This window comes from Prosthecobacter sp. GW821-HT29F12, from assembly GCF_058803405.1.
Map to the genome: position 1 here is coordinate 1,000,852 of NZ_CM179517.1, position 21,032 is coordinate 1,021,883.

Here is a 21,032-nt window from a genome sequence, read left to right on the forward strand (position 1 = left end):
GGTTGATTACTTGGTTTGAGTGGTGGTCGTGGTGGTCTTCTCGGCGTTGGGAGTGACGACGGTGGTTTTCTCCACGGTCTTCTCGGCGGCCGGGGTGACGATGGTGGTGTTTTTCTCGATCACTTTGTCCGGACCGGGGCCGGCGGTGTTGACCCGTGCGTCACAGGCGATCAGGAGAAAAGGGGCGAGGGCGAGGAGGAGATAAGGTTTCATGGTAGTTAGTGGTGTGTGTGTTTGGGTGCGGGGTGACTGTGAAAAAATGAGGGTGCAACGGGCTGGCCGTGCGGAAGGAAAAATGGGGTGGATCGAAGGTGTCGGGCGGGTGAGGGGCCTCCGTGAGCGCGGCGGACGGCAGGCATCCGCCAGTCGCATCACGCGGCCTGCAGGCTGTGGATGGCATTGCGTGTGCGGAAGACCTGGCGCAGCCGTTTCAATCCCAGCTCCATGCGCGTTTTCACGGTGCCCAGCGGCGTCTGCATGGTGTGGGCCACCTCGCGCTGGCTCATGCCCTGGAGGAAGGCCAGCTCGATGACTTTTTTCTGCGCCACGGGCAGCAGCGTCAGGTGCTCTCCCAGCACGCGGCCCAGATCTGCCTGCACGCATTCATCCGCGCGGCCCTGGGAGTAGGACTCTGTGTGCTGGATCTCCACCTCCATGCGGCCCACGGCGCGGCAGTAGGCCATGGAGCGGCGCACGTGGTCGATCGCGCGGCGCTTGCACAGCGTCGTCAGCCAGGCCAGCGCGCGGCCTTTGTCGGGGGAGTAATGGTGCGCCTGGCGCCAGAGGCAGAGAAAGCACTCCTGCAAAACATCATCTGCACCCGCCTCATCTGTGACCGTGCGCAGGATGGCGCTCTTGAGCATGCGGCGGTGGCGCTCGATCAGCGTTTCCAGCGCCGCAGTGTCGCGCCGCTGGATGGCGGCCATGAGTTCTTCGTCAGGTGGCTGCGGGGTCTCAGGGCTGAAAGAGGGAGCCAAAGGCTGCTGTGTTGCGTTGTTCCTGGCAAGAGTGGGGGCGAATGTGTTCATGTGCGGAGAGTGCTGATTCAGGGCCGGCTTCGGGGGCGATCCCCGTTGCTTACCCTCGGATGCTACAAAGCCCCCGCGCCCTTCACCATGGGGTGAAACCCTACAATGAACCGCCGCCTCGCAGACTTCGCCGGCTGCAATAGGGGTCAGGCAACAACACGGCGGCCCGCAGCAGGACAGGGGACCTGCTGCGAATCCCGCTGCGGCATGCCTTGGCTGCTGCCCTCATGCGTGTGCAGTCCGTGTGGGTTCGTGGTTCCCATGGCTGGAATCCTTTACGCAGGCCTGCCATTCGGGCATGGCAGGGACGCTCGTCTTTGCCGCAGAGAGGCAAAGAGGCAGAGGGAGCAGAGCGCCTGAATCAGAGCCAAAGCGTGGATGGCTCATGCAGGATCAACCCACCGAATCAAGCTCCCTAACTGCTGACAAATGCCGATCAGAAATTCAGGCTTCAGCATCAGCGTCAAGTCAGCGTCTTATCAGCGGTTCAAACCCCCGCTTTTCACCCCAAGCTCCCGAGCCCACTTCATCCAAGGGGCTGCACATGCACCACCACCGTGAGGCCATGCTGCCGTCCATTCACCGCCACAAAGCAACACCCCTGCTGCCTCCAAAAACGTGATTGACTTCTGTATCAAATGACGCATAAATAAGTATCAAATGAAAAAAGACTCCACCCTCGTCCAAGAGATCGCCCCCGTGTATCACGCCCGCGCCGAAGGCGGCGTGGGTGCGCGGAAGGCCGGCGGCGGCATCGTGGCTTATCTGGCGCATGGCGCGGCAGGCGGGCGGGCGCCGTTTGAGTTCACCACGGCACGGCTCATCCAGTCCCTCAAGATCGGGCTTCCCGTGCAGGAGTTGGATGATTTGCGCAGCTGCCTGGACGTCTCCATGGAAAGGCTCGTGCCCATGCTCGGCATCTCCAAAGCCACGCTGCACCGGCGCATGGCCGCAGGCAGGCTGGACCCCGCAGAATCAGACCGCGTCGTGCGTTTCGCCCGGCTCATGGGCAAGGCCGTGGAAGTCATGGAGTCCGTGGAGAATGCGCGTGCATGGCTTACCTCCGCGCAGCGCGGCCTCGGTGGTGCGGTGCCGCTGGAGTACGCAGAGACGGAGGTCGGCGCCCGTGAAGTGGAAGACCTCCTCGGCCGCATTGAATACAGCGTTTACTCATGAAGCTGCAGGCCTGGCGCATCGTGAAGTCAAAGCACGCCGCCACCGCCTTCAGCGGCGAAGGCGCGCGGCTCTACGGCGGCCGGTGGAATTCCCCCGGCGTCAGCCTCGTGTACACCAGCAGCACCCAGGCGCTGGCCGTGCTGGAGTCCCTTGTGCATCTCAATCCGCCTGTGATCTTCACCTACGCCGCCATCCCGCTGGAATTCGACGCCGCGCTCGTGGAGAAAGTCACCGCCAACGCACTGCCCCCCGGCTGGGCGCTCTCGCCCGCCCCGCCCGCCACCCGCGCATTGGGCGATCTCTGGGCCAAAGAAGCCCGCACCGCCGTGCTGGAGCTCCCCAGCGCCATCATCCCCGGCGAGTCCAACTACCTCCTCAATCCCGCGCACCCCGACTTCAAGAAAATCGTCATCGGCAAGCCCGTGCCCTTCTCGTTTGATCCGCGACTGCTCTGAGGCAGCACGAGCACACAGCGCGAATGCCACCGCAGCGGCCACAGGAAAAGCAGCGCTCAATAATCGGAGCAGCAGCAGCGCCCACGCACCCGCTGAAAACGCCAGTCCTCGCCCCTCACAGCGCCTGAAATTTTCCCTCGGCCAGATCACCCGAACACGCAGCATCCGCCCACTTCATCAGGATCCAATCGCGCCCACCGCCACAGCGCCTTAATCCTCGTTAACGCTTAAATCATTCACCCAGAGAAGGTTTTAACATTTCTTCAAGATTGTAAGAAATTTGTATTGATAAATTTCAATTCAGGACTCATTCTAAAGGCGTGATTATACTACGAACTTTAGGAGGCGCGATGGGTTCCATGTTTACTTTAGGATCAGCAATGACTCCTATCGAGCTTGATCTATTACCGCGCATATTCGTCGGCGTGTTTGGCCTCTTCATGGTCCTCACCGCCTCCCTCGCCAAGGACAAGACCATCGAGCGCTGGTTCGGCGGTTTGTGAGGTTTCACGAGCCCAGGGCAGGGGACACCAGGCGGTGTTTGAAAAACGGGGCTGAATGGCCGTGGCAGGTTCCCGCCTCGGCTCAGGGTGCCGCGGTGAATCCGAACAGCCGGTTGCATGGGCCGCAGCGCCGTTTCACATTTCCTCCAGTATGAATCCAGATCCTTTGGAGAGCAGCCGGGCTCACCTTGTTCACATGCTGCAGCACGTCGTCCTGCCTCAGGCGGTGTTTTCCGCGCACCCCATGCTGTTCCGGGGCATCAGAACCAAAGATCCCATGTGCCTGCTGCACTTCGGCTCTCTGGCGCTCCATCAGTGCCTACGTCTCGGCTTGATCACCGGTGAGCCAGACTCAGATGAAAACTGCGCCCTTCTCAGCGGCCTTTTCGGCAAAATAAAGCAGTCCCATGAGGTGGAATGCGGCCACTTCGTTCGAATCTTCACCATGCCCGTGCCGCAGAATGTCACGGAAGCCCACTTCGTGGGGATAACGCAGAGAATCTACGGGCCTGACAAAGATCCGCTGCGCTATTTTCTCCTGGAAAAATCGGCAGGTGAAAACCCCCATCTTTGTGAAAGGACTGCCGCGGGTGATCACATCAATTATGGCGAGAGCGAGCAATGCACCGTCCCATTCTTTGCCATCGAAATCGGCTGGAAGCTGCAAGTGAGCGACGCACAGAGGCAGGCCGCACCGCCAAAAACTCAGGCATGAAGTTCGGAGTCTTGCTGGGCGCACATCTTCCTGCCCCAGCGGCCCCTTCTCGGTTCAAACACTTTCCTCATGCAGCCAGACACACCTGAGGAGCTCCCGCCATCAGCGACCTCCCACGCCACCGCCAGCAGCATTCCTGAGCCGCAGCCCCCTCGCAGCCGCAGCAAGCACCCGCGCACCACCCTCTGGCTCATCGCCCTCCTCTCCGGCATCGCCTGGCGTGCCGAGCTGGAGCTGCGCACCGGCTGGGCCTCGCTCAAATGGATCGGGCAGTTTCACTGGGCCATCCCCGCCGGCGTCCTCGCCTTCATCCTCTGGGTCCTCAGCGTCACCCGCGTGCAGCGCCCCCGGGCCTTTGCCGCCACCCTCCTCGCGTACTCCACCGCCGCGTATGCCATCGTGGGACGCCTCCTCATGACCGCCTTTGGCCGCTGGATGCCGTTTGGCGATAACGATCAACATTCGATGGCCACCGAGAAACTCGTCAGTTTCCTCCTCATCGTGCTCGTGCCGATCACCTTCAGCCTCCTCTGCCGCCTCTTCGGCGTCCGCGTCAGACTGCTTCCCGTGCTCGCCTCCGCCATCCTCTTCATGCTCAGCTGGCCGCTCGCCGCGTATGCGTTCTACTTCGTCGAGCAGCGCGGCACGCCCGGAGATCCCATCCACGCCCTCAAAAGCGGCTACGTTATCCCCCTCCTCATCCTCTCCCTCGGCCTCCCCCTGCTGCGCGCCCGGCGTGATGCGGAGTAGGTGGATGCTGATGCTTTGATGCGCAGCTTCCTCGGCCTGTTTGGCCTTATCATGTTCTCATCGCCGGTTTCGCCAAAAAAAAACGGTGGAGAGCTCGTTCGGCGGGCTGTAACCCACCCGCGCTGCTGTTTTAAGGTGTCGCAAAAAAAACACCACGGCGCGGAGCCGAAAGCCAGCGTTTGCCTCCTAGTGATCCATCGGTATAGCACGTGCATCCTTTAGGTTCGCTTTGGCCATGAATCCCTCCCTGACCCCCAGTCTTGCCACCCTCACGCTCACCAACAGCCGGCTGGAGCTGCGGTTCACAGACGCGAATGTCCGCGAAGATCGCACCCTGACCGATGCCGATGTGCAGCAGTTTCAGCAGTGGGCCGCCCGGCACCTGCTGCTCGCCAGCCAGTTGGATGACGCCACCGCTCCGGCCCTGCTGTCTCTGGGACAGGAAATGGGCAAATGGCTCGATGGTGCCAGCTCCGGCTTCACGCGCCTCCTCGAAGCCGCCCACGTCCCGCTGATTCTGGAGTGCTGCATCGGCCGCATGGACAAGACGGACGGCGCCCGTGCTTTTCTAGACGCGCCTTGGGAACTGCTCGCGCTGCCGGGGCATGATCGTCACCTTGCCTTGCGGGCAGACGTCGTGCTCACCGTCATCCGCCGCATCGGTCCCGCACAGCCACCGCCACCGCCTTCGCAGCATCGTCTCGGCGTCGTCTTCATGGCCGCCGCCCCGCGCAGCGCCGACAATCTCAACTGGGAGGCCGAGGAAACCGCCATCCTCACCGCCACGCAGACCATGCCCCTGGACTTCGTCGTGGAAGAAAGCGGCACGCTCGATCTCCTTGCCGCCTGTGTCTCGCGTGAAAAGCCCGACGTCGTGCAGATCTCCTGCCACGGCACCCTGAAGCCCACCCCCGGCCTCTTGCTGGAGGATGACGTCGGAGACCTGGCCTTTGTCCCCGCCGACCAGCTCATCCAGAAGCTCGCCGTCCACCAGCCCCGCCTGCTCTTTCTCTCCGCCTGCGAGACCGCAGAAGCGCATGCCAGGCTCAATTCCCTGGCGCAGGACCTCGTGCGCTCCGGCGCGCAGGCCCTCCTCGGCTGGGCCGCCTCCGTGCTGGACCATGAGGCCACCTTGTTCAGCTCCCTGCTCCTCAGCCACCTCTCAGAGGGCATGGCACTGCCCCAGGCCTTCGCCTACGCACGCCTCGCGCTGGCGGAGCACGCCAGCCTGGAAGAAACCGCCGATGGCAGCCCCCGCGCCCGACACTGGCATCTCGCCCGCCTATACTTCTCCCCCCGGGGCGGCGGCGTGCTGGCCACTGCCGGCGGGCCTCGTCGGCTCGCAGGGCAGGGGCAGGCCTCCAAGACCTTCCTCGATGTCAAAGGCAGCCAAGTGCCCGTGGCCGGAGATCTGGAGTTCGTCGGCCGCCGCCGGGAGGTGCAGACCATCCTGCGCGAGTTCCGCACGCCGACCGCCGACCGCAAGGCTGGCGTGCTCATCCACGGCATGGGCCGCCAGGGAAAATCCAGCCTCGCCGCCCGCGTCGCCCGTCGCCTGGAGCACAGCCATGAGGTCGTCGTCCTCTTCGGCCGCTACGATGCCCCCGCCATCCTCACCGCCTTGCGCGATCGCATCGGCACACCAGAAGTCGCCGCCATCGTGGCCGAGTACCTGCCCCGAGTCGAGCAGGACCCCACCGCTCTCGGCCAGGCCCTTCACGCCCTGCTCACAGGCCCCTGCAGCCAGCCAGACTCCGCTAAAAAACACCGCCCCGTGCTCCTCATTGTCGATGACTTTGAGCAGGCGCTGCTGCCCCAGCCCGATGCACGGCACCAGGTCAGGCCCGAGTTCGTGGACAGCACCCGCGCCCTCATCCACGCCTTTCAGCAGGCCGAGACCGACTCCCGCCTGCTCTTCACCAGCCGCTTCCAGTTCACCCTGCCAGACAGCCAGGGCAGGGAACTCACCGACCGCCTGCTCGATCTACCACTTCATGGTATGAGCGACCGCGAGGCGCACAAGCAGGCCTTCGCCCGCCTGCGCCAGCAGACCCACCTTTCCAGGCAGCACACCAAAAATCTGCCCGAGTTGCAAAAGCGTCTCGGCCCCATCATGACCGCCGCCCAGGGAAATCCCGGCCTGCAGGATCTCCTCTTCAGCCTCTGCCTCGATGACCCCGCCGCCTGCGACACCTGCCTCGCGCAGATGGCCGCCTACCGCGCCACCGGCCACGAGCCCGATGCCGACCGGCTGCGCCAGTTCCTCGAAAACCTCGCCATCACCGGCCTGCTGGATCTCCTCACCCCGCCCGTGCGCACCCTGCTGCGCGCCTCCACCCTCTTCCAGCTTCCCGTGCCCGTTGCCGTCATGGCCGCCCTCGCACATGCCATCGGCACCGATCACCACGCCATCGCCCGCCTGCTGGAACTCGGCCTCTGGGAAGCCTACGAAGACCTCCACGATCCCCAGCAGCGCGCCCTCGCCGTCAATGCTTTGGTGCGCCCCATTGTGGACGATCTCACGCCCGAAGAGCAACGCCAGCACGCCGCCACCGTCAGCCTGCCCCTCTTTGAAGCCTGGGGTGCGGAGGCCGAGGCTGTAGGACGGAGGTCTTTCCTGGACGTGGAACTCGTCCGACTGGCGCTGCTGGCCCCAGAAACCCGCGTGCTGGCGGGTTCAGGCGCATATGCGCTGCGATCTTTGGAGAATCAATTTGAATACCGGACTGCGGCGGCCTGGGCCCAGGACATTTTGGCCAAGCTGGATGCTTCAGGCGTGCCCGCCTCAGTGGACCTGCTGCACGTGGCGGCTGAGAGTGTGGAACAAGTGGGTGAGGTCGCCTTGGCCGCGCAGTACCGCGCGCGTGCTTTCGATCTGCTACGAGTGGGGGCTGCCGTGTCAGACTTTGACCGATGTGCCCTGTCACTTGCTCACGCCAGAGCCTTGCGGCAACTTGGCGAAATTGAGCAAGCCTTGACCCACTTTGACGAGGCCCGCCGCTTCGCCCCAACAGAACGCGAGCGCGCGGTGGTCTTGGGAGAAGTCGCGCGCATTCGCGCGGCCAAGGGCGAGGTGGACGCCGCCCTCAAGCTGCACGAGGAGGAGCTGGCCGTTTACGAAGACTTGGGCGACAAGCGCTCGCGCGCGGTCACGCTGGGGGACATCGCGCTCATTCGCGCGGCCAAGGGTGAGGTGGACGCCGCCCTCAAGCTGCACGAGGAGGAGCTGGCCGTTTACGAGTCCTTGGGCGACAAGCGCGAGCGCGCGGTTACGCTGGTGGAAATCGCGCGCATGCGCGCGGCCAAGGGGGAGGTGGACGCCGCCCTCAAGCTGCACGAGGAGGCGCTGGCCGTTTACGAGTCCTTGGGCGACAAGCGCGCGCGCGTGGTCACGCTGGGGGACATCGCACGCATTCGCGCGGCCAAGGGGGAGGTGGACGCCGCCCTCAGGCTGCACGAGGAGGCGCTGGCCGTTTACGAGTCCTTGGGCGACAAGCGCTCGCGCGCGGTCACGCTGGGGGACATCCCGCGCATTCGTGCGGACAAGGGTGAGTGGGACGCCGCCCTCAAACTGCACGAGGAACGTCTGGTTATCTTCGAGGCATTGGGAGATCTTGATGGCAAAGCCCAAACTCTTTGGTCGATCGCCCAGATTGAAATGCAGCAGCAGCAATGGCAGGCCGCCTATGAGAAGCTGACCGAGTCTTACGCCATCAATCTGCAGCTTGGCCGTCTCGAAGGCATCTGCCATGTGGGCCTGGATCTGGGCCAGCTCCTCTGCGCCGCCGGGCAGAGGGAGGAAGGACGGGAAATTCTGCAACGCTCGCTGGCCGGGTTTCAGCGGTTGGGCAGGCAGCAGCAGGTGCAGCGCACGCAGAAAATTCTGGCCGCCATTCCTGACGCTTGATGAAAATCTGGTGGAATATTCTGGGGCTGGAATAAACGGGGCCAGTCTTCAAAAAATCACCGGCGTTCCAGTTGCGGCGCAACTGGACTACTTGGCTTCGCCCGCTCTACTCATGCCATGATCTGTTGAAATCAGGTTTGTCATCCGGTCTCAGCAGACCTGTTCTCGAACAGGCGGGCAGCGCGGCGCCCGGGTGTAGGTTGGGTGTGTTTGGCGTCGAAACCATGCCATCTTCCACCGCCTTGTTCGCCAAACCGCCCGACTGCGAGGGCATTCGCAAGCCGGAGTGTTTGCAGTACGCTCACAGACGGGCGGGCTGTCGCCACAACCGTCCTACGACACCAGCCGCCTGCCTTTGACGATGCTCAGACTCGTTTTCAAATGTCTGTGGTATCACTCCTTCACCACCGCCACTCGCGCATCCGTGGCGCCGACGCACTCCTCATAAAAACGCTGCGCCAGCGCCTCGCAGGCCGTGTTGAATTCAGCGGCGCTGTGAGCGTCATTGGCGGAGACAAAGATCAGGTGCACGCCCGGGTCCCGCCATGGGACGAAGGTGCTGCGCACGTAGGCGGGGTAGTCCGCCAGCATGTGGCCGTCCTGCATGAAGAATTCGCGGAACCAGTGCCTGCCGTCCGTCATCACCTGCGGGCTGCCTTCCACCGCAGTGAGCTCGATGCCCCGATACTTCAGGCACACCTCCAGCGTGTGGTGCCGGTCGCGGCTCGCGGAGCTGTAGCACGCCAGCCCGATCTCCTTCGGCTGACCGTGCAGGCGCACCTCAAAGCAGTTCGGCGAGATGCACCGCGACATCACGCCCGCAGGCGGTTCCCAGCTTTTCTGCCCGATCGCCAGCACCGTGGACGCCAGGAAAGGGAAGGTGAGGCAGGCATAAAAAGCCATCTGCACCGCCCAGCCCATGCGCCGTGGCCCCACGCATGCAGGCAGCAGCGGCGCAGCAGCTTTAACATCCGCCGTCAAAGCAGCCATATCATGTGCGATTGCGGCAGCAGATTTATCAGCAGCCTTCATATCGCCATCCGCCGCTTTATCACCCGCACCCGCCTTCGCAGTCTCATCCGCGCCCTCGCCGTAAAACATCACCCAGGCCACGCCTGCGGCCGCCACGGCCCAGGACCACGGCTGCATGACCACCAGCGAGTGCGTGCATGCGATGCAGGCCAGGCCCGGCACGCTCACAATCCAGCGCGGCTGCACCAGCAGCGGGCACAGCAGCAGCCACGGCAGCCAGAACGATTCCATGCCCACCCCCGCGATTCCCGCGCCCGCCGTCACCCATGCCGCCAGCGGCCACGCACGCGCGCGCGCCGCATCATCACGCACACGGCACTGCGCCAGGCCCACTACCGCCGCCAGCGTCAGCAGCAGCGCGTTTGGCGTGCCCGCCATCGGCGCCAGCAGCGCCACCACCGCCGCCGCATGCAGCGTCTCCATCAAGCCCGCCCGCAGCGCGCGACCGTCCCGCGGCGTGATCAGCGAGATGAACGGCACCAGCCAGATGAAACCGATGAAGTAATGCGTCTGCGGACTCTCCACGCCCGGATACGCCACGGTGCGGTACGCCAGCAGCGTCAGCACCCGCAGCACGTTCGCCACCGCCGCCGCCGGCACCATGCCCAGCATGCACAGCCAGAAGCGCCACGCGCGGCTCTCCTTCCGGTTCACCCACACCGCCAGCGCCAGCAGGATGAAGAGCAGATTGATCCCCGCGCAGTCCCGCGTCCACGGCACCAGCAGTTTTCCCACCCGCAGCTCCTCCCCGCAGTCCACCGCCTCATTGCCAAACCACCGCAGCGTGCCCAGCACCAGCGGGCGCGTGAAGTCCACCACCACATCCCGCGACTGCGCCAGGTGCACCGCACCCGCCACCACCGCGGCCGCCACGCCCGTTCGAACGCCGGCAGATGAAAAACGAAAAGTCATGATGTGGTAGAAAAAAGTAGAAAGTGACAGCAGCTTAAAAACTCACCGCCGCAAAATCACGCCGCCTTGCGCAGACGTGAGCGCACCTGGCGCAGGCCCAGCACACCGGCAAAAGCCGCCAGCAGCGTCACCGGAGGAGCCGGCGCGCCCGGAGCCGCACCCACCGCCGAGGTCGCCTGGGTCGCGTCAGCCGCCGTGCCCGCACCCGTGGACCAGCCTGCGCCCGCAGCCGCCAGGAAATCCGCCATCGTCGAGTCCGCCGTCTTCGTGGCCTCATCCGCAGCCCGCGTTGCTGCAAACATCACGTCTTCGGCCGTCTTGGCGTTGTCCGCCGCCTTCGCTGCCGCCGTCTTGGCATCATCCGCAGCTCTCGTTGCCGTGATTCTGGTTTCTTCGGCCCGCTTCGAGTCATCCGCCGCCTTTGCTGCCGATGCCCTGGCGACTTCGGCTATCTTGGCATCATCCGTCGCCCTCGTGGCTGCGATTTTGGCCTCTTCAGCCTTCTTGGTGTCTCTCGGATCCTTCTCTGCGGCCATCCGGGCCTCTTCGGCCTTCCTGGCGTCATCCGTCGCCCTCGATGCCGCGTTTTTGGCATCATCCGCAGACTTCGCGGCCACATTCCTTGCCTCATCCGCAGCCTTCGTGGCGGCGGTCTTGGCCTCCTCGGCCTTCTTGGAGTCTTCGGCCGCTTTCGCTGCCACAGCCTTGGCTTCATCCGCAGCTTTCGTCGCAGCCGTCTTCGCGGCTTCCGCCTTCCTGGCGTCGTCCGCCGCCTTCGTCGCTGCTATCTTGGCGGCTTCAGCCCTCTTGGCGCCCTCCGCTTTCCTGGCCTCTTCTTCTTTCTTGGAGTCCTCCGACTCCTTCGACAGCGAGGCGGCTGCCTCAGTGGAAGTTTTGGAAGAATTGGAGTCCTCCGCGAAGGCTGGCAGCGCGGTGGCGAAAAGAACGACAGACAGGAGGGTGGATTTCATAAGGGCCTGACAATCACGCCCATTTCCTTGCCCGAAAACCCCCACAGATGCAGGGGGGGGGCGCAAACCGGTGTTGCAAGGGGATCTTCGTGAACTTTTTTCGGTTCGTGGTTAGCCGCATACAGCCTGCCGCCCTCCAGCGTCCGATGTCCCTGTCTCAACCACCCTTCATCAGACATCGCCTCCCTTTTTTTCCGCACCCCCGCCCGCCCTTTGCCTCCCCCAGAACCTACCGCTCCCCACGCCGCACAGCCCCGGCATCGACTCCACGCCTTGGACAATCTGCGTGCCGTCGTCATGCTCACCGTCATCACCCAGCATGCCGCATTGGCTTACGTCAGCTTCGCGAATACCTGGCCCATGGCCGATACCAGCCGCAGCTTTGGCCTCACGCTGATGGTCGGCATCATCGGCGGCTTTCGCAGTCATCTCTTCTTCCTCCTCGCCGGTTTCTTTTCGTGCTTCCTCTGGCAGCGGTCCGGGCTGCAGGGCTTCATCCGGCAGCGCGCCCAGCGCATTGGCCTGCCCTTTCTCCTCGGCATGCTCACCATTGTGCCGCTCTCCAGCTGGATCAGCCTGTGGGCCACGCAGCAGCTCCCGCTGGCAGACGGCCACTGGCCCGGCCTCTTCGCCCGTCCCGGTCACCTGTGGTTCCTTGAGATGCTCCTGCTCCACTGCGCCGCCGCCAGCCTCATCCTCTGGCTCGGCCTTCGCGCACCCTTCACACGCAGCCTCCGCGCGCTGGATGCCGGCTTCGACTGGCTCCTCGCCCGCCCCGCGCGCATCCTCGCGCTTGTCCCCCTCAGCATGCTCCTCATGTGGGCCCACCACGATGTCGGCCTCGTGCACGACAAAGGGGCAGATTTGACCCCGCCGCTCCGCGCCATCCTCTACTACGGCACTTTTTTCCTCCTCGGCTGGTGGCTCCACCGCCGCAGCCATCGCCTGCCGGAACTCGCGCGCAGCTGCAAGAGCTACCTCCTCATCGCCGTGCTCAGCTTTCCCGTCTTCGGCATCGGCCACAGCGTCTGGACCACGCCCGGCCAGGCGCACCCGCTCTGGCTCAAAGCCCTCATCATCGCCGCCTCCGCGCTCTACGCCTGGGCCGGCGCCCTCGCCGTCACCGGTGGTTTCCTGCGCCATGCAGGCGCCCACAGCCCCCGCGTCCGCTACCTCGCAGACGCCTCCTACTGGCTCTACCTCGCCCACTACCCCCTCGTCCTCTGGCTGCAGAAAGTCATGCTCCCGTGGGACATCCACTGCGGGCTCAAGTTCACCCTCAACGTGGTCCTCACCCTCATCGTCCTCCTCATCCTCTACGACCGCGCCGTCCGCCCCACCTGGCTCGGCCGCCTCCTCAACGGCCCCCGCGCCCGCTCCGCCTAGCCGCCAAAAACGCGCCAGGCCCCGAACCTCAAAATGGGGTCAGTGTGCAAAAACTTGACAAAATATGCCACGTTTAAATCTCCGGCCATGAGCTGGCTCGGGCACCCCTGAGACGTGCAAAAAACTCTGGAAACAGACCGGGATGAGCGCAGGACAAAACTGTCAAGAATTTGCACACTGACCCCATTTTGAGCCGCCGTCGCACCCTCAAACCGGGGTCAGTGTGCAAAAAATGGACAAAATGACGACGCGAAACATGGATGCCATCCACGGTCCCCTGGTGCTCATGCAAACCCACTCCAGACCAGGCCAGGTGATCGTCGCGGTGATCTCTGGCAAATCTTCAAAATCCAACTCCATCCTCATTTGCGACTGCCAGACCTGCGGGTAGCTTTGTGCCATGGCAGATCCAGCCCCAGCACCCGCACCGGAGTCCTCTCCCTGGCAGGCGGGGGATTTCGTGCTGCCGCTTTTTCTGCTGATGCCCGCCGGAGACTTTGCCGCGATTCACGGCGACCAAGCGGCAGCCCTGCACATCGCGGGGGCGGGGGTCGTCAAAATCAGCCCCTTGTTCATGCTGGCCGCTGCCATCTTCACACCTGCGCTCCTTTACGGCACTCGACTGTCCCGCTGGCGGCAGGGGATCACGATTGCCGTGGTTTTCCTCTGCCTGATGTCCCCAGTGCTGCTGCTTGAGGCGGGCAGCTCCACCATCCCGCTTTCCCGCGCGCTCTCCCAAGAGGAAAACACGGGACTGCGGCAGGCTTTCGATGTCCCCTGTGTGGTCGCCACCGCCTCCGGTAAAAAAGGACTGTGCCTTCGCGTGCGCCGCGCCGATGACCGCGCGGCGCTCTGGAATTATCTGCAGACGCTCGGAGTCCTTGGCACAGGGCACGCATCCCCGTGAAGGCGGAGCCGCTGCCGGACTGGCTTCGTAGTTTGTAAAAGTCACTTCACGCTGAGCGCGCATCCCCTATGGACTGCGGTCGCGCAGTGAGGCACAGCTTGTCCTTCGTGGCTTGATCGATACCACGCGACATTGAGAAAACGGGTCTGGTTTTGGGCACGGGTAGCTAGCGTGGCGCTCCGGCCGTAGGTTGGATGTGTTTGGCGCCGCAACCGCTTCTTCACTCCACAGCTCCCTCCGCCAAACCGTCCGACTGCGAGGACGTTCGCACGCCTTGTAGCTTTGCCGTACGCTGATGGACGGGCCCATTCTTCGCACTACGTGCTTCGAAGGACACGCGCGCTGTCGCCATACCCATCCTACGACTGAGGCGGCGCTTCATCGTAGGTTGTTGGGTGTGTTTGGCGAGATGTGCGCCGCAATGCTCAGGCGCGTTCTCCGCCAAACCGCCCGACTCAAGGCGGCACCGAACTCACGCGGCGTCATCACACGCTCGCAGATCTACCGCCCTCTCCGGCCCCGCTCCTGCGGCGCATTCGGCGCTCCGGGCACGGCAGGTGGCTGCGGCTGCTGGGGCGGCTGTACGCGCACAGGCGGCTGCGGCTGCTGGGGAACGGGTTGCACCGGGCGCAGCTGCGGAGGCATCTGCGGCGTGGGCATCGGCACCGGCCTGCCCTGCGGCGGCACTACGGGCATGGAAGGCGGCTGCTGCGGGCGCTGCTGGGGCGGCTGTGCATTCCCCGGCTGCCCTGGACGGCGACCCGGAAAGCCTGGCTGCATGCCACCACCGGGAGGGCCTCCCGGCATCGGCACCACGCCTGACGGCGGAGACTGCGGCTCGCGACGCCTCGGCACCACTGGAACCTGCGGCGTTTGCGGCACCTGCGGAATGAAACCCGGCCTGCCACCCCGGCCCGCGCCATCAGGGGAGGAGGGATTGTTCCTTTCACCCGGCCTGCGGCCCGGAGTCTCGTCCGGCTTCATGCCGGGGCGCTGCCTTGGCGTATCATCTTGAGGCTTGCCCGGTGGAATCACGGGCCGCTCGCCCGGCCTCATGCCGGGGCGTTCCTTCGGCGTTTCATCCTGCGGCGTACCCGGCTTCATGCCTGGGCGCTGGCCGGGAGGCAGGTCGTTGTCCGGGCGGTCCGTATTGCGTGGCCGACCCGCAGGCGGCACTGTGCCAGCTCCGGGCACCGTGGGCGCAGGCTTGGTGCGTGGTGGCACACCGGGAGGCCCGCCAGAGGGCAGGGGATTCTTCGGCGTCATGGGCCGGCGCTCCTCGTCATTCTTCGGGCGTCTGTCCGCATTCGGCGGCATCGTCTCGCCAGCATTGCCACCCCGGCCGCGGCGCTCTTCAGGGTTCAGCACGCGGCCCGTGGCAGGCGGCGGCACCGTGCTGGTGGCAGGCTCCACCCGTTTCTCCGGCAGGATGGCCGGGCGCGTGCGCTCCAGATCATCGCGCTGCTTCTGGCGCAGGCGCTGCAGGCCCTGCGCATCGCCCCCGCCGTGCCAGCCGCGATCCGTCACCGGCTTTTCCATCATCTCGCGCACCCGCGAAGGCAGCGCATGGGACGAGGGATCTCTGCGGAAATTCGGCGCCGCCACCACCAGCTGGCCGCGATCCCGATCAATGCGCCACGGCCCGCCCGCGCCACGCTGCGGCCCGCCGCCTTGGCGGTCCAGCCAGTTCCGGCGAAAGCCCTCATCATCATGCCGCAGCGTGAAGCGCCGCACCTGATTCCCGCCGAAGCCATTGATCCGCTGCGGATCCGGCCCGCCCACGTAGATGTTGTTCAGCACATTCTGCTGGTAGACCGTGTGCGTCACATTCACCGACTGATCATAATACGTGTAGTTCCGGCTGCGATCCATGATGTAGGGCATCATCGATCCACTGCTGGCAAACATCCCCACCGGCACAAAATTGTAGTAAGACGGCCCCACATCGTAGTAGCTGTCCGTCCACCCGCCAAAGCCCACGTTCTGCGACCACAGCGCCTCTGGTGGCAGCGGCGCCCAGCCGATCTGCCCCTGCGACTGCCGCCACGAAACCCACGCCGGCGCCCACTGGCTGCCCGGCACCCACATCCAGCTGTTTCCTAGGATGATCCAGCGCCCGTAGTGATACGTCAGCCAGCCGAAGTCCTCGTTGGAAATCCACGTCCAGCCCGCATCGGTAAAGGCCCAGCTCCCGTCCGCATACGGTGCCCAGCCCGGCTGCTGGGAGGCCAGCGGCTGCCACACATACCCGTAGGTCGGCGTGTAGATCCAGTCCCCGTAGGGGCTCAGCGCATCGTACATAAACTCGATCGGCAGCGCATCACCGCCCGACTGCGCCCGCGCCGGCACCATCGGAGCCACCGCCGCCAGCAGCACCGCAAACAAGAGAATCAAAGAACGTTTCATGGCAGGGTAAAAAGGCAAAGGGTTGGAGGGGAGAAAGAATCGAGCAGGGCCGCACAGCAAGCGTCCCGCACCTTGAGGTTCGCATGTTGAACGCGAAGTGGATGTTTATTATTCACACCACCACCCGCGCACATGCCCTCAGCCTAGGGAACACCCTCCCAAACGGCTATGGGGTGAAACCCTGCCTCTGGGATCAGGCCACAGTCGCCCCCATAGGGACTGCGCTTCGCTCTTTTTCCAAATTCGCCCCGCACGCGCACGCTCTTATATGGACTGCGGTCGCGGAGTGAGGAACAGCCTGTCCTTCGTAGCTTTGGCGAAGAAGGAAACGCAGCCACCGCTTTCGCCGTCCTCGGTGACACGTCCATACCAGCAAATACCCGAAGGCGGCAGCCGGTGAATTTTCGCAAGCCTCATCACCCCACGCCCACCACGAGACGCTCGAAAGCGGTAGCTCCGATGCAGGCTTGCGCCGTGCATCTGCGCGACCGCATTGATTGATTCGCTTCGCTCACCCTTCGGGCTCCTTTCAGTCATCTGTTTGCCTTCGGCTATCTCCGCTTCGCTCCGGTTCACTTCGTTCGGCTCGCTGTCGCTCACCCCTTCGGGGCAGCCTGCGGCTGTCTATCTGCGCTTCGCTCCGCTTCCAAATCCACGCGCATGCCCACGCCTCCGATATGGACTGCGGTCGCGAAGTGAGGAACAGCCTGTCCTTCGTAGCTTTAGCGAAGAAGGAAACGCAGCTACCGCTTTCGCCGTCCTCCGTGGCTCACGCCTACCAGAAAATACCCGAAAGCGGCAGCCGGCAATCCTTCTTCGCCCCACCACCCCGTGCCCACCCCGAGACGCCCGAAATCCTCACCCAATCGCAGCCCAAAAGCCACCCAGCCTCTGCCCCCTCTGCCTCTCCGCCCCTCTGCGGCAAAACCGAACGTCCCACCACTCCACCACTGATTCGCTGCGCTCCCCCTCCGGGCTCACTTCGCTCGTCTACCCCGCCACGCTCGGCGCACCCCCGCAGTCATCCTGAAATTCTGCCATCCTGTGAATCCTGTCCATCTGCACCGCCCCGCACTCCACCACTCACGCCGCCACAAACTCCCCCTTGCGCCACTCCCACCCATCGCGAATCTTCATTAAGCGTCCGGCGCGCACACACCCGCCATTCCACCCATGTCGCCCGCCACCCCTCAGCCCACGCAGCAGCGTCCTCGCCGCATTCGCACCCCACGCCAGCGCAGCGTCTCCAGCACCCTCCTCGTGCTCAGCTTCACCCTCATCCTCGGCTTTGGCCTCTCCCTCAGCCTCCCCCTCCACGCCGAGCCGCTCGCCTTTCCCACCCTCACCACCACCAAAGGCGTCACCTACACCGACGTCAAAGTCTCCCGGTTTGACGCCCACGAAGTCCGCTTCAGCCACGCCAACGGCATCTCCACCGTCCCCCTCGCCGAGCTCCCGCCCGAGCTCCAGACCCTCTTCGGCTACGACCCCAAAAACGAAGTCCAGGTCATCAAAGACAAGCAGAGCCAGCGCGCCCAGGCCATCATCACCGACGCCGATCAAAAAGCCAAAGCCGCCGCCGTCCGCCAGCAGGAAGAGGCCGATGCCCAGGAGCTCCAGCGCATCCGCAGCCAGCCCCACCGCTGCTACATCAGCCGCGTCCAGCACACCGAAGACGCCCTCCTCATCGACGTCCTCGCCACCGACAAACTCCCCGTCATGATCCCCTCCCGCACCGGCCGGAGTGATCGCGTCAAGCTCACCCCCCAGGGCAGGCCCGAATACGCCGAGCAAGCCACCACCGGCAAACCCTTCGCCCTCGGCCCCACCCTCCGCATCCTCCCCTCCAGCGTCCCCCTGACCTCAGGCAAGATTATCAGCGTCTACGTCATCACCACCGACGTCGGCCCCGAACCCATCTGCGCCATCAGCCCCGAAGGCGCCCTCGAATACCGCAAAAAACTCGCCGTCTACAAAGCCTCCGGCAATACGCCGCCGCCGAGGACTGAGCCACCGCCTGGCAGTGCGCCGCCTCCCCCCGGCGCAGGGAACCCGTGAGCGGGAGGTCGAAAAAGTAGACCTGTTGCGCCGCAACTGGTCTAGAAACCTACCCCAATGCTGTGCAACGAGGTCCGATCTTCCCAGCTTTGAGTTCTGCCGATGGCGACAGTGACGAACTACTAATTTGAAACGTTTTAGTACTCAGTTGCATATTTGCAATACGATCTCAAGCACCCCGAGCAGCTCAACACCTTCGCCAGCCACCAAAAAGTGCCACAACGCCGTCAATCAGACCACCCGCGCCGGTCTCTTTAATCTCTGCAATTGCTGCGTTCTCGACCCGCGCAAGAAAGGCCGATAAATGCCCTTCACCGCCCTCGCCGGCCTGTCCGAAGACTGCTGAAACTCGAACCTAAACAAGTCGGCTCCCAGCTCAAAAGCTGCCAAGACCCGGTAAGCCCCACCGTTCAACTTCACTCTGCTGTCGCTGCCGGTAAGCTGTTGGATGAGCAGCGTTTGGGACGCAATGTACTCGCCAATGAAACCATGCTGAGTTAGCATCAATGACAGAATCTATGATCAAAAGTCTGCATATTGAGTCCTTTAAATCCATCGAATCAGTCGAGCTTGAGCTTGGGCAGGTGAATGTGATCATCGGGGCGAACGGTAGTGGCAAAAGCAATTTACTGGAGGGAATCGCTCTCTTGGCGGCGGCGGCTGGCGGCAAGGTGGATCAGTCGCTGCTGATGTGGCGCGGATGTCGGTCAGGCTCCTATTATCGTCCATTGTTTCAAGACTCGGCTTTGGATGCTAGTGCTAGGCTTTCAGCGGAAGGTGTCAATGCGAGCTACCGAGTTGAACTCAGCAGCCCGAAGGAAGGAAGGCTGGGGGCTTGGCACTACCAGAAAGAGATGCTGCGTGAGGGCAAAAAAAGTATTGTAGATCGTCGCTCGGCGAATGGTTCGGCAAGTCGCGATCCAGAGTCCGGGCTTGCAGCACTGAGGCTGGCGGAGATCGCTCCGACAGCGCCGGTATCCATATTTTTGAAAAGTCTGGCGGCATTTTCGATCTATCAGCCGGACACCCCGTTTCTGCGTGGAGCGGTGGAAGACCGCAGCATCAGAGAACCTCTTGGTCTTTCTGGTGGGCGATTGGCAGAGGCCGTGGATGAACTGACCGAGAAAAAAGAAACGGGTTCCCAATTGATGGCTGAGTTTAAACGAGCTCTGTCATGGTTCGGTGGATTCGGTGTGATGAAACTGAAGGGCGAGAAAGCTCCGGAACCTGCTCCCCCTCCTATGCTGGCCTTTATGGATAAGTATTTTCGGAATGACACGGGACACTTTCGCCTTCTTGGCCCAGGAGACATCAACGAAGGTGCATTGTATTTGGCCTTTATCATGGTGCTGTGTCTGCATCCCAAGGCCCCGGCCTTCTTTGCAGTGGAGAATTGGGATCACGGCATGAATCCACGTCTGGTGAAGGTGTTGATGCAGAACATATGTACTCATCTGCTGGCAACCCAAGACAGACAGGTGTTGCTCACGACACATAATCCGATGGCGTTGGATGGGCTGCCTTTAAATGATGAGCGTGTGCGACTGTTCACTGTAGATCGGACTTTTGCAGGGAAAACCGTGGTAAACCGGGTGATCGTAGATGAAAAACTCCGTGCGCTGGCTGCGCGTGATGGTGCGACTCTGTCACGACTGTGGATCATGGGGCATCTGGGAGGGGTGCCCAATGTCTAAGTCAAAAATTATTAAGATTGGACTGGTGGTCGAAGGCACGACGGACTTCAAAATCCTGGAGGCTGTGATTGGCTCGTTGCTGACTGGGCGGCAAGTGATCATCACGGAGCTTCAACCTTTGCTTGATTCAACTTTCAATGCCCAACCTGGGAGCACTGGTGTGGGATGGCCGGGTGTTTACCGCTGGTGCAAACAGGCCGTCGCTGACAACGATGGGAAGCTGTCCGGTCATGTCCTCTTTAGGAGGTATGACGTGTTGGTGGTCCAGATTGATGCTGATGTTGCACGAACAACTTACCAGAAAGGTCACATCGAGGATGCCTCGGGTGACCTGCCTTGCTCTGAAGTTTGCCCGCCGTGCTCCGCCACGACGAATAAGCTTCGATCTGTGATGCTGCGCTGGATGGGGGAAACAGAAACCCCTCATAATGTAGTGTTGTGTACTCCGGCACAGGCATTGGAATCCTGGGTATTGGCGGCCTTGTTCCCTGGAGATGCTCTAGTGCAGAGCGGAGGACTTGAATGCCAGCGCAACCCCAAAGGGCAGCTCAGAAATCGTCCGCGTGCTGAAAAGATTTCCACACCGGCAGACTATGAGGCAAAGGCCGTGGAAGTGGCGGTGGAGTGGAAGAACGTTTGTTCTATTTGCACAGAGGCTCAGCGCTTTAATCTGGATTTCACATCCGCCATTTCATGATTGCCATGAACCCACCCCAAGCCGCCTGCAACTACGCTGTGCTTCGCTTCCTGCCCTACCCGGAGACGGGGGAGTTTGTGAACGTGGGCGTCGTGGTGAACTGCCTGCAGCCCTGCTGGTTTGACTTCATCATGGAGGAAAAGATGACCACCCGCATGAAGGCGCTTTTTCCCGATCAGAACGAACAAGCCTTTGCCGCCGCAGCCGCCGCCATGGAGCAGGAAATGCAGCGCGTGAAGGCCATGATTCGCGATCCCAAGACCTGCCAGTTCGCTTTTCAGGAAGCCGTGCGCCCCCGGGAATCCACCTTGCGCTTCGGCGAGGTGAGAACCCTGCTCACCACCGACACGGAGAACCTCACGAAAGAGCTCTTCAAGCGCTACGTCCGCATGGAAGCACGCCCGCAAACCGCGCCGCAGTTGGTCGCCGCTTGAT

Annotated in this window: 17 protein-coding genes; 12 read left to right on the forward strand and 5 right to left on the reverse strand. The window is 63.1% G+C overall.

What is annotated here, in order from left to right:
- Nucleotides 1-6: 6 nt before the first annotated feature.
- Nucleotides 7-213 carry a hypothetical protein gene (locus tag AC3RLQ_RS04160; RefSeq protein ID WP_493034602.1) on the reverse strand — a complete coding sequence of 69 codons (207 nt, stop codon included), beginning with the start codon at nt 211-213 and terminating at the stop codon, nt 7-9.
- Between the two features lie 158 nt (nt 214-371).
- Entirely contained in the window at nt 372-1,028 is a 657-nt protein-coding gene (locus tag AC3RLQ_RS04165) for an RNA polymerase sigma factor (RefSeq protein ID WP_493034604.1), read from the reverse strand.
- A 660-nt stretch (nt 1,029-1,688) separates the two neighbouring features.
- On the opposite strand from AC3RLQ_RS04165, the gene AC3RLQ_RS04170 reads away from it, so the two are divergent.
- The 6 genes from AC3RLQ_RS04170 (at nt 1,689) to AC3RLQ_RS04195 (ending at nt 8,534) form a co-directional block, all read left to right on the forward strand.
- Nucleotides 1,689-2,204, forward strand: coding sequence for an Xre family toxin-antitoxin system antitoxin (locus AC3RLQ_RS04170; protein WP_493034606.1), 516 nt, complete (start codon nt 1,689-1,691; stop codon nt 2,202-2,204).
- Nucleotides 2,201-2,659, forward strand: a complete 459-nt coding sequence (locus tag AC3RLQ_RS04175; protein ID WP_493034608.1) for an RES family NAD+ phosphorylase — start codon at nt 2,201-2,203, stop codon at nt 2,657-2,659. Before AC3RLQ_RS04170 ends, AC3RLQ_RS04175 begins: the two co-directional genes overlap by 4 nt.
- A 380-nt stretch (nt 2,660-3,039) precedes the next feature.
- Complete coding sequence (locus AC3RLQ_RS04180; protein ID WP_493034610.1) at nt 3,040-3,162, forward strand: hypothetical protein; 123 nt, start codon at nt 3,040-3,042, stop codon at nt 3,160-3,162.
- Nucleotides 3,163-3,313: 151 nt separating this feature from the next.
- The gene (locus AC3RLQ_RS04185) at nt 3,314-3,877 is read left to right on the forward strand and encodes a hypothetical protein (RefSeq protein ID WP_493034612.1); all 564 of its coding nucleotides are present in this window, start codon (nt 3,314-3,316) and stop codon (nt 3,875-3,877) included.
- Between the two features lie 69 nt (nt 3,878-3,946).
- Nucleotides 3,947-4,627: a hypothetical protein gene (locus AC3RLQ_RS04190; RefSeq protein ID WP_493034614.1), complete on the forward strand. Its 681-nt coding sequence runs from the start codon at nt 3,947-3,949 to the stop codon at nt 4,625-4,627.
- A 235-nt stretch (nt 4,628-4,862) separates the two neighbouring features.
- The gene (locus AC3RLQ_RS04195; RefSeq protein WP_493034616.1) at nt 4,863-8,534 is read left to right on the forward strand and encodes a tetratricopeptide repeat protein; all 3,672 of its coding nucleotides are present in this window, start codon (nt 4,863-4,865) and stop codon (nt 8,532-8,534) included.
- 393 nt (nt 8,535-8,927) lie between these two features.
- Here the strand turns inward: AC3RLQ_RS04195 and xrtZ are convergent, their stop codons facing one another.
- Nucleotides 8,928-10,478, reverse strand: a complete 1,551-nt coding sequence (xrtZ, locus tag AC3RLQ_RS04200) for an exosortase Z (RefSeq protein ID WP_493034618.1) — start codon at nt 10,476-10,478, stop codon at nt 8,928-8,930.
- A 56-nt stretch (nt 10,479-10,534) separates the two neighbouring features.
- The gene (locus tag AC3RLQ_RS04205) at nt 10,535-11,449 is read right to left on the reverse strand and encodes a PGAP-CTERM sorting domain-containing protein (RefSeq protein ID WP_493034620.1); all 915 of its coding nucleotides are present in this window, start codon (nt 11,447-11,449) and stop codon (nt 10,535-10,537) included.
- Between the two features lie 273 nt (nt 11,450-11,722).
- Between AC3RLQ_RS04205 and AC3RLQ_RS04210 the strand changes: the two genes are divergently transcribed.
- A complete protein-coding gene (locus AC3RLQ_RS04210; protein WP_493034622.1) occupies nt 11,723-12,835 on the forward strand; it encodes an acyltransferase family protein in 1,113 nt (370 codons plus the stop codon).
- Nucleotides 12,836-13,235: 400 nt separating this feature from the next.
- Nucleotides 13,236-13,742 carry a hypothetical protein gene (locus AC3RLQ_RS04215; RefSeq protein WP_493034624.1) on the forward strand — a complete coding sequence of 169 codons (507 nt, stop codon included), beginning with the start codon at nt 13,236-13,238 and terminating at the stop codon, nt 13,740-13,742.
- 501 nt (nt 13,743-14,243) lie between these two features.
- Here AC3RLQ_RS04215 and AC3RLQ_RS04220 read toward each other — a convergent pair.
- Nucleotides 14,244-16,148, reverse strand: a complete 1,905-nt coding sequence (locus AC3RLQ_RS04220) for a DUF6600 domain-containing protein (protein WP_493034626.1) — start codon at nt 16,146-16,148, stop codon at nt 14,244-14,246.
- A gap of 1,173 nt (nt 16,149-17,321) precedes the next feature.
- Here AC3RLQ_RS04220 and AC3RLQ_RS04225 point away from each other — a divergent pair.
- From AC3RLQ_RS04225 to AC3RLQ_RS04240, 4 genes are all read left to right on the forward strand, one after another.
- Nucleotides 17,322-18,206 (forward strand): hypothetical protein, encoded by an 885-nt coding sequence (locus AC3RLQ_RS04225; RefSeq protein WP_493034628.1) that lies wholly within the window; start codon nt 17,322-17,324, stop codon nt 18,204-18,206.
- Nucleotides 18,207-18,724: 518 nt separating this feature from the next.
- On the forward strand, nt 18,725-19,900 hold the full coding sequence (locus AC3RLQ_RS04230; protein ID WP_493034630.1) for an AAA family ATPase: 1,176 nt from the start codon (nt 18,725-18,727) through the stop codon (nt 19,898-19,900).
- Nucleotides 19,893-20,597 (forward strand): hypothetical protein, encoded by a 705-nt coding sequence (locus AC3RLQ_RS04235; RefSeq protein ID WP_493034632.1) that lies wholly within the window; start codon nt 19,893-19,895, stop codon nt 20,595-20,597. Before AC3RLQ_RS04230 ends, AC3RLQ_RS04235 begins: the two co-directional genes overlap by 8 nt.
- A gap of 5 nt (nt 20,598-20,602) precedes the next feature.
- Nucleotides 20,603-21,031: a DUF3037 domain-containing protein gene (locus AC3RLQ_RS04240; protein ID WP_487690116.1), complete on the forward strand. Its 429-nt coding sequence runs from the start codon at nt 20,603-20,605 to the stop codon at nt 21,029-21,031.
- Nucleotide 21,032: the final 1 nt, after the last annotated feature.

Bases quoted from the DNA above. Each gene is read 5' to 3' on its own strand.
- AC3RLQ_RS04160 (WP_493034602.1), bottom strand. From the start codon at position 213: ATGAAACCTTATCTCCTCCTCGCCCTCGCCCCTTTTCTCCTGATCGCC.
- AC3RLQ_RS04165 (WP_493034604.1), bottom strand. From the start codon at position 1,028: ATGAACACATTCGCCCCCACTCTTGCCAGGAACAACGCAACACAGCAG.
- AC3RLQ_RS04170 (WP_493034606.1), top strand. From the start codon at position 1,689: ATGAAAAAAGACTCCACCCTCGTCCAAGAGATCGCCCCCGTGTATCAC.
- AC3RLQ_RS04175 (WP_493034608.1), top strand. From the start codon at position 2,201: ATGAAGCTGCAGGCCTGGCGCATCGTGAAGTCAAAGCACGCCGCCACC.
- AC3RLQ_RS04180 (WP_493034610.1), top strand. From the start codon at position 3,040: ATGACTCCTATCGAGCTTGATCTATTACCGCGCATATTCGTCGGCGTG.
- AC3RLQ_RS04185 (WP_493034612.1), top strand. From the start codon at position 3,314: ATGAATCCAGATCCTTTGGAGAGCAGCCGGGCTCACCTTGTTCACATG.
- AC3RLQ_RS04190 (WP_493034614.1), top strand. From the start codon at position 3,947: ATGCAGCCAGACACACCTGAGGAGCTCCCGCCATCAGCGACCTCCCAC.
- AC3RLQ_RS04195 (WP_493034616.1), top strand. From the start codon at position 4,863: ATGAATCCCTCCCTGACCCCCAGTCTTGCCACCCTCACGCTCACCAAC.
- xrtZ (WP_493034618.1), bottom strand. From the start codon at position 10,478: ATGACTTTTCGTTTTTCATCTGCCGGCGTTCGAACGGGCGTGGCGGCC.
- AC3RLQ_RS04205 (WP_493034620.1), bottom strand. From the start codon at position 11,449: ATGAAATCCACCCTCCTGTCTGTCGTTCTTTTCGCCACCGCGCTGCCA.
- AC3RLQ_RS04215 (WP_493034624.1), top strand. From the start codon at position 13,236: ATGGCAGATCCAGCCCCAGCACCCGCACCGGAGTCCTCTCCCTGGCAG.
- AC3RLQ_RS04220 (WP_493034626.1), bottom strand. From the start codon at position 16,148: ATGAAACGTTCTTTGATTCTCTTGTTTGCGGTGCTGCTGGCGGCGGTG.
- AC3RLQ_RS04225 (WP_493034628.1), top strand. From the start codon at position 17,322: ATGTCGCCCGCCACCCCTCAGCCCACGCAGCAGCGTCCTCGCCGCATT.
- AC3RLQ_RS04230 (WP_493034630.1), top strand. From the start codon at position 18,725: ATGATCAAAAGTCTGCATATTGAGTCCTTTAAATCCATCGAATCAGTC.
- AC3RLQ_RS04235 (WP_493034632.1), top strand. From the start codon at position 19,893: ATGTCTAAGTCAAAAATTATTAAGATTGGACTGGTGGTCGAAGGCACG.
- AC3RLQ_RS04240 (WP_487690116.1), top strand. From the start codon at position 20,603: ATGAACCCACCCCAAGCCGCCTGCAACTACGCTGTGCTTCGCTTCCTG.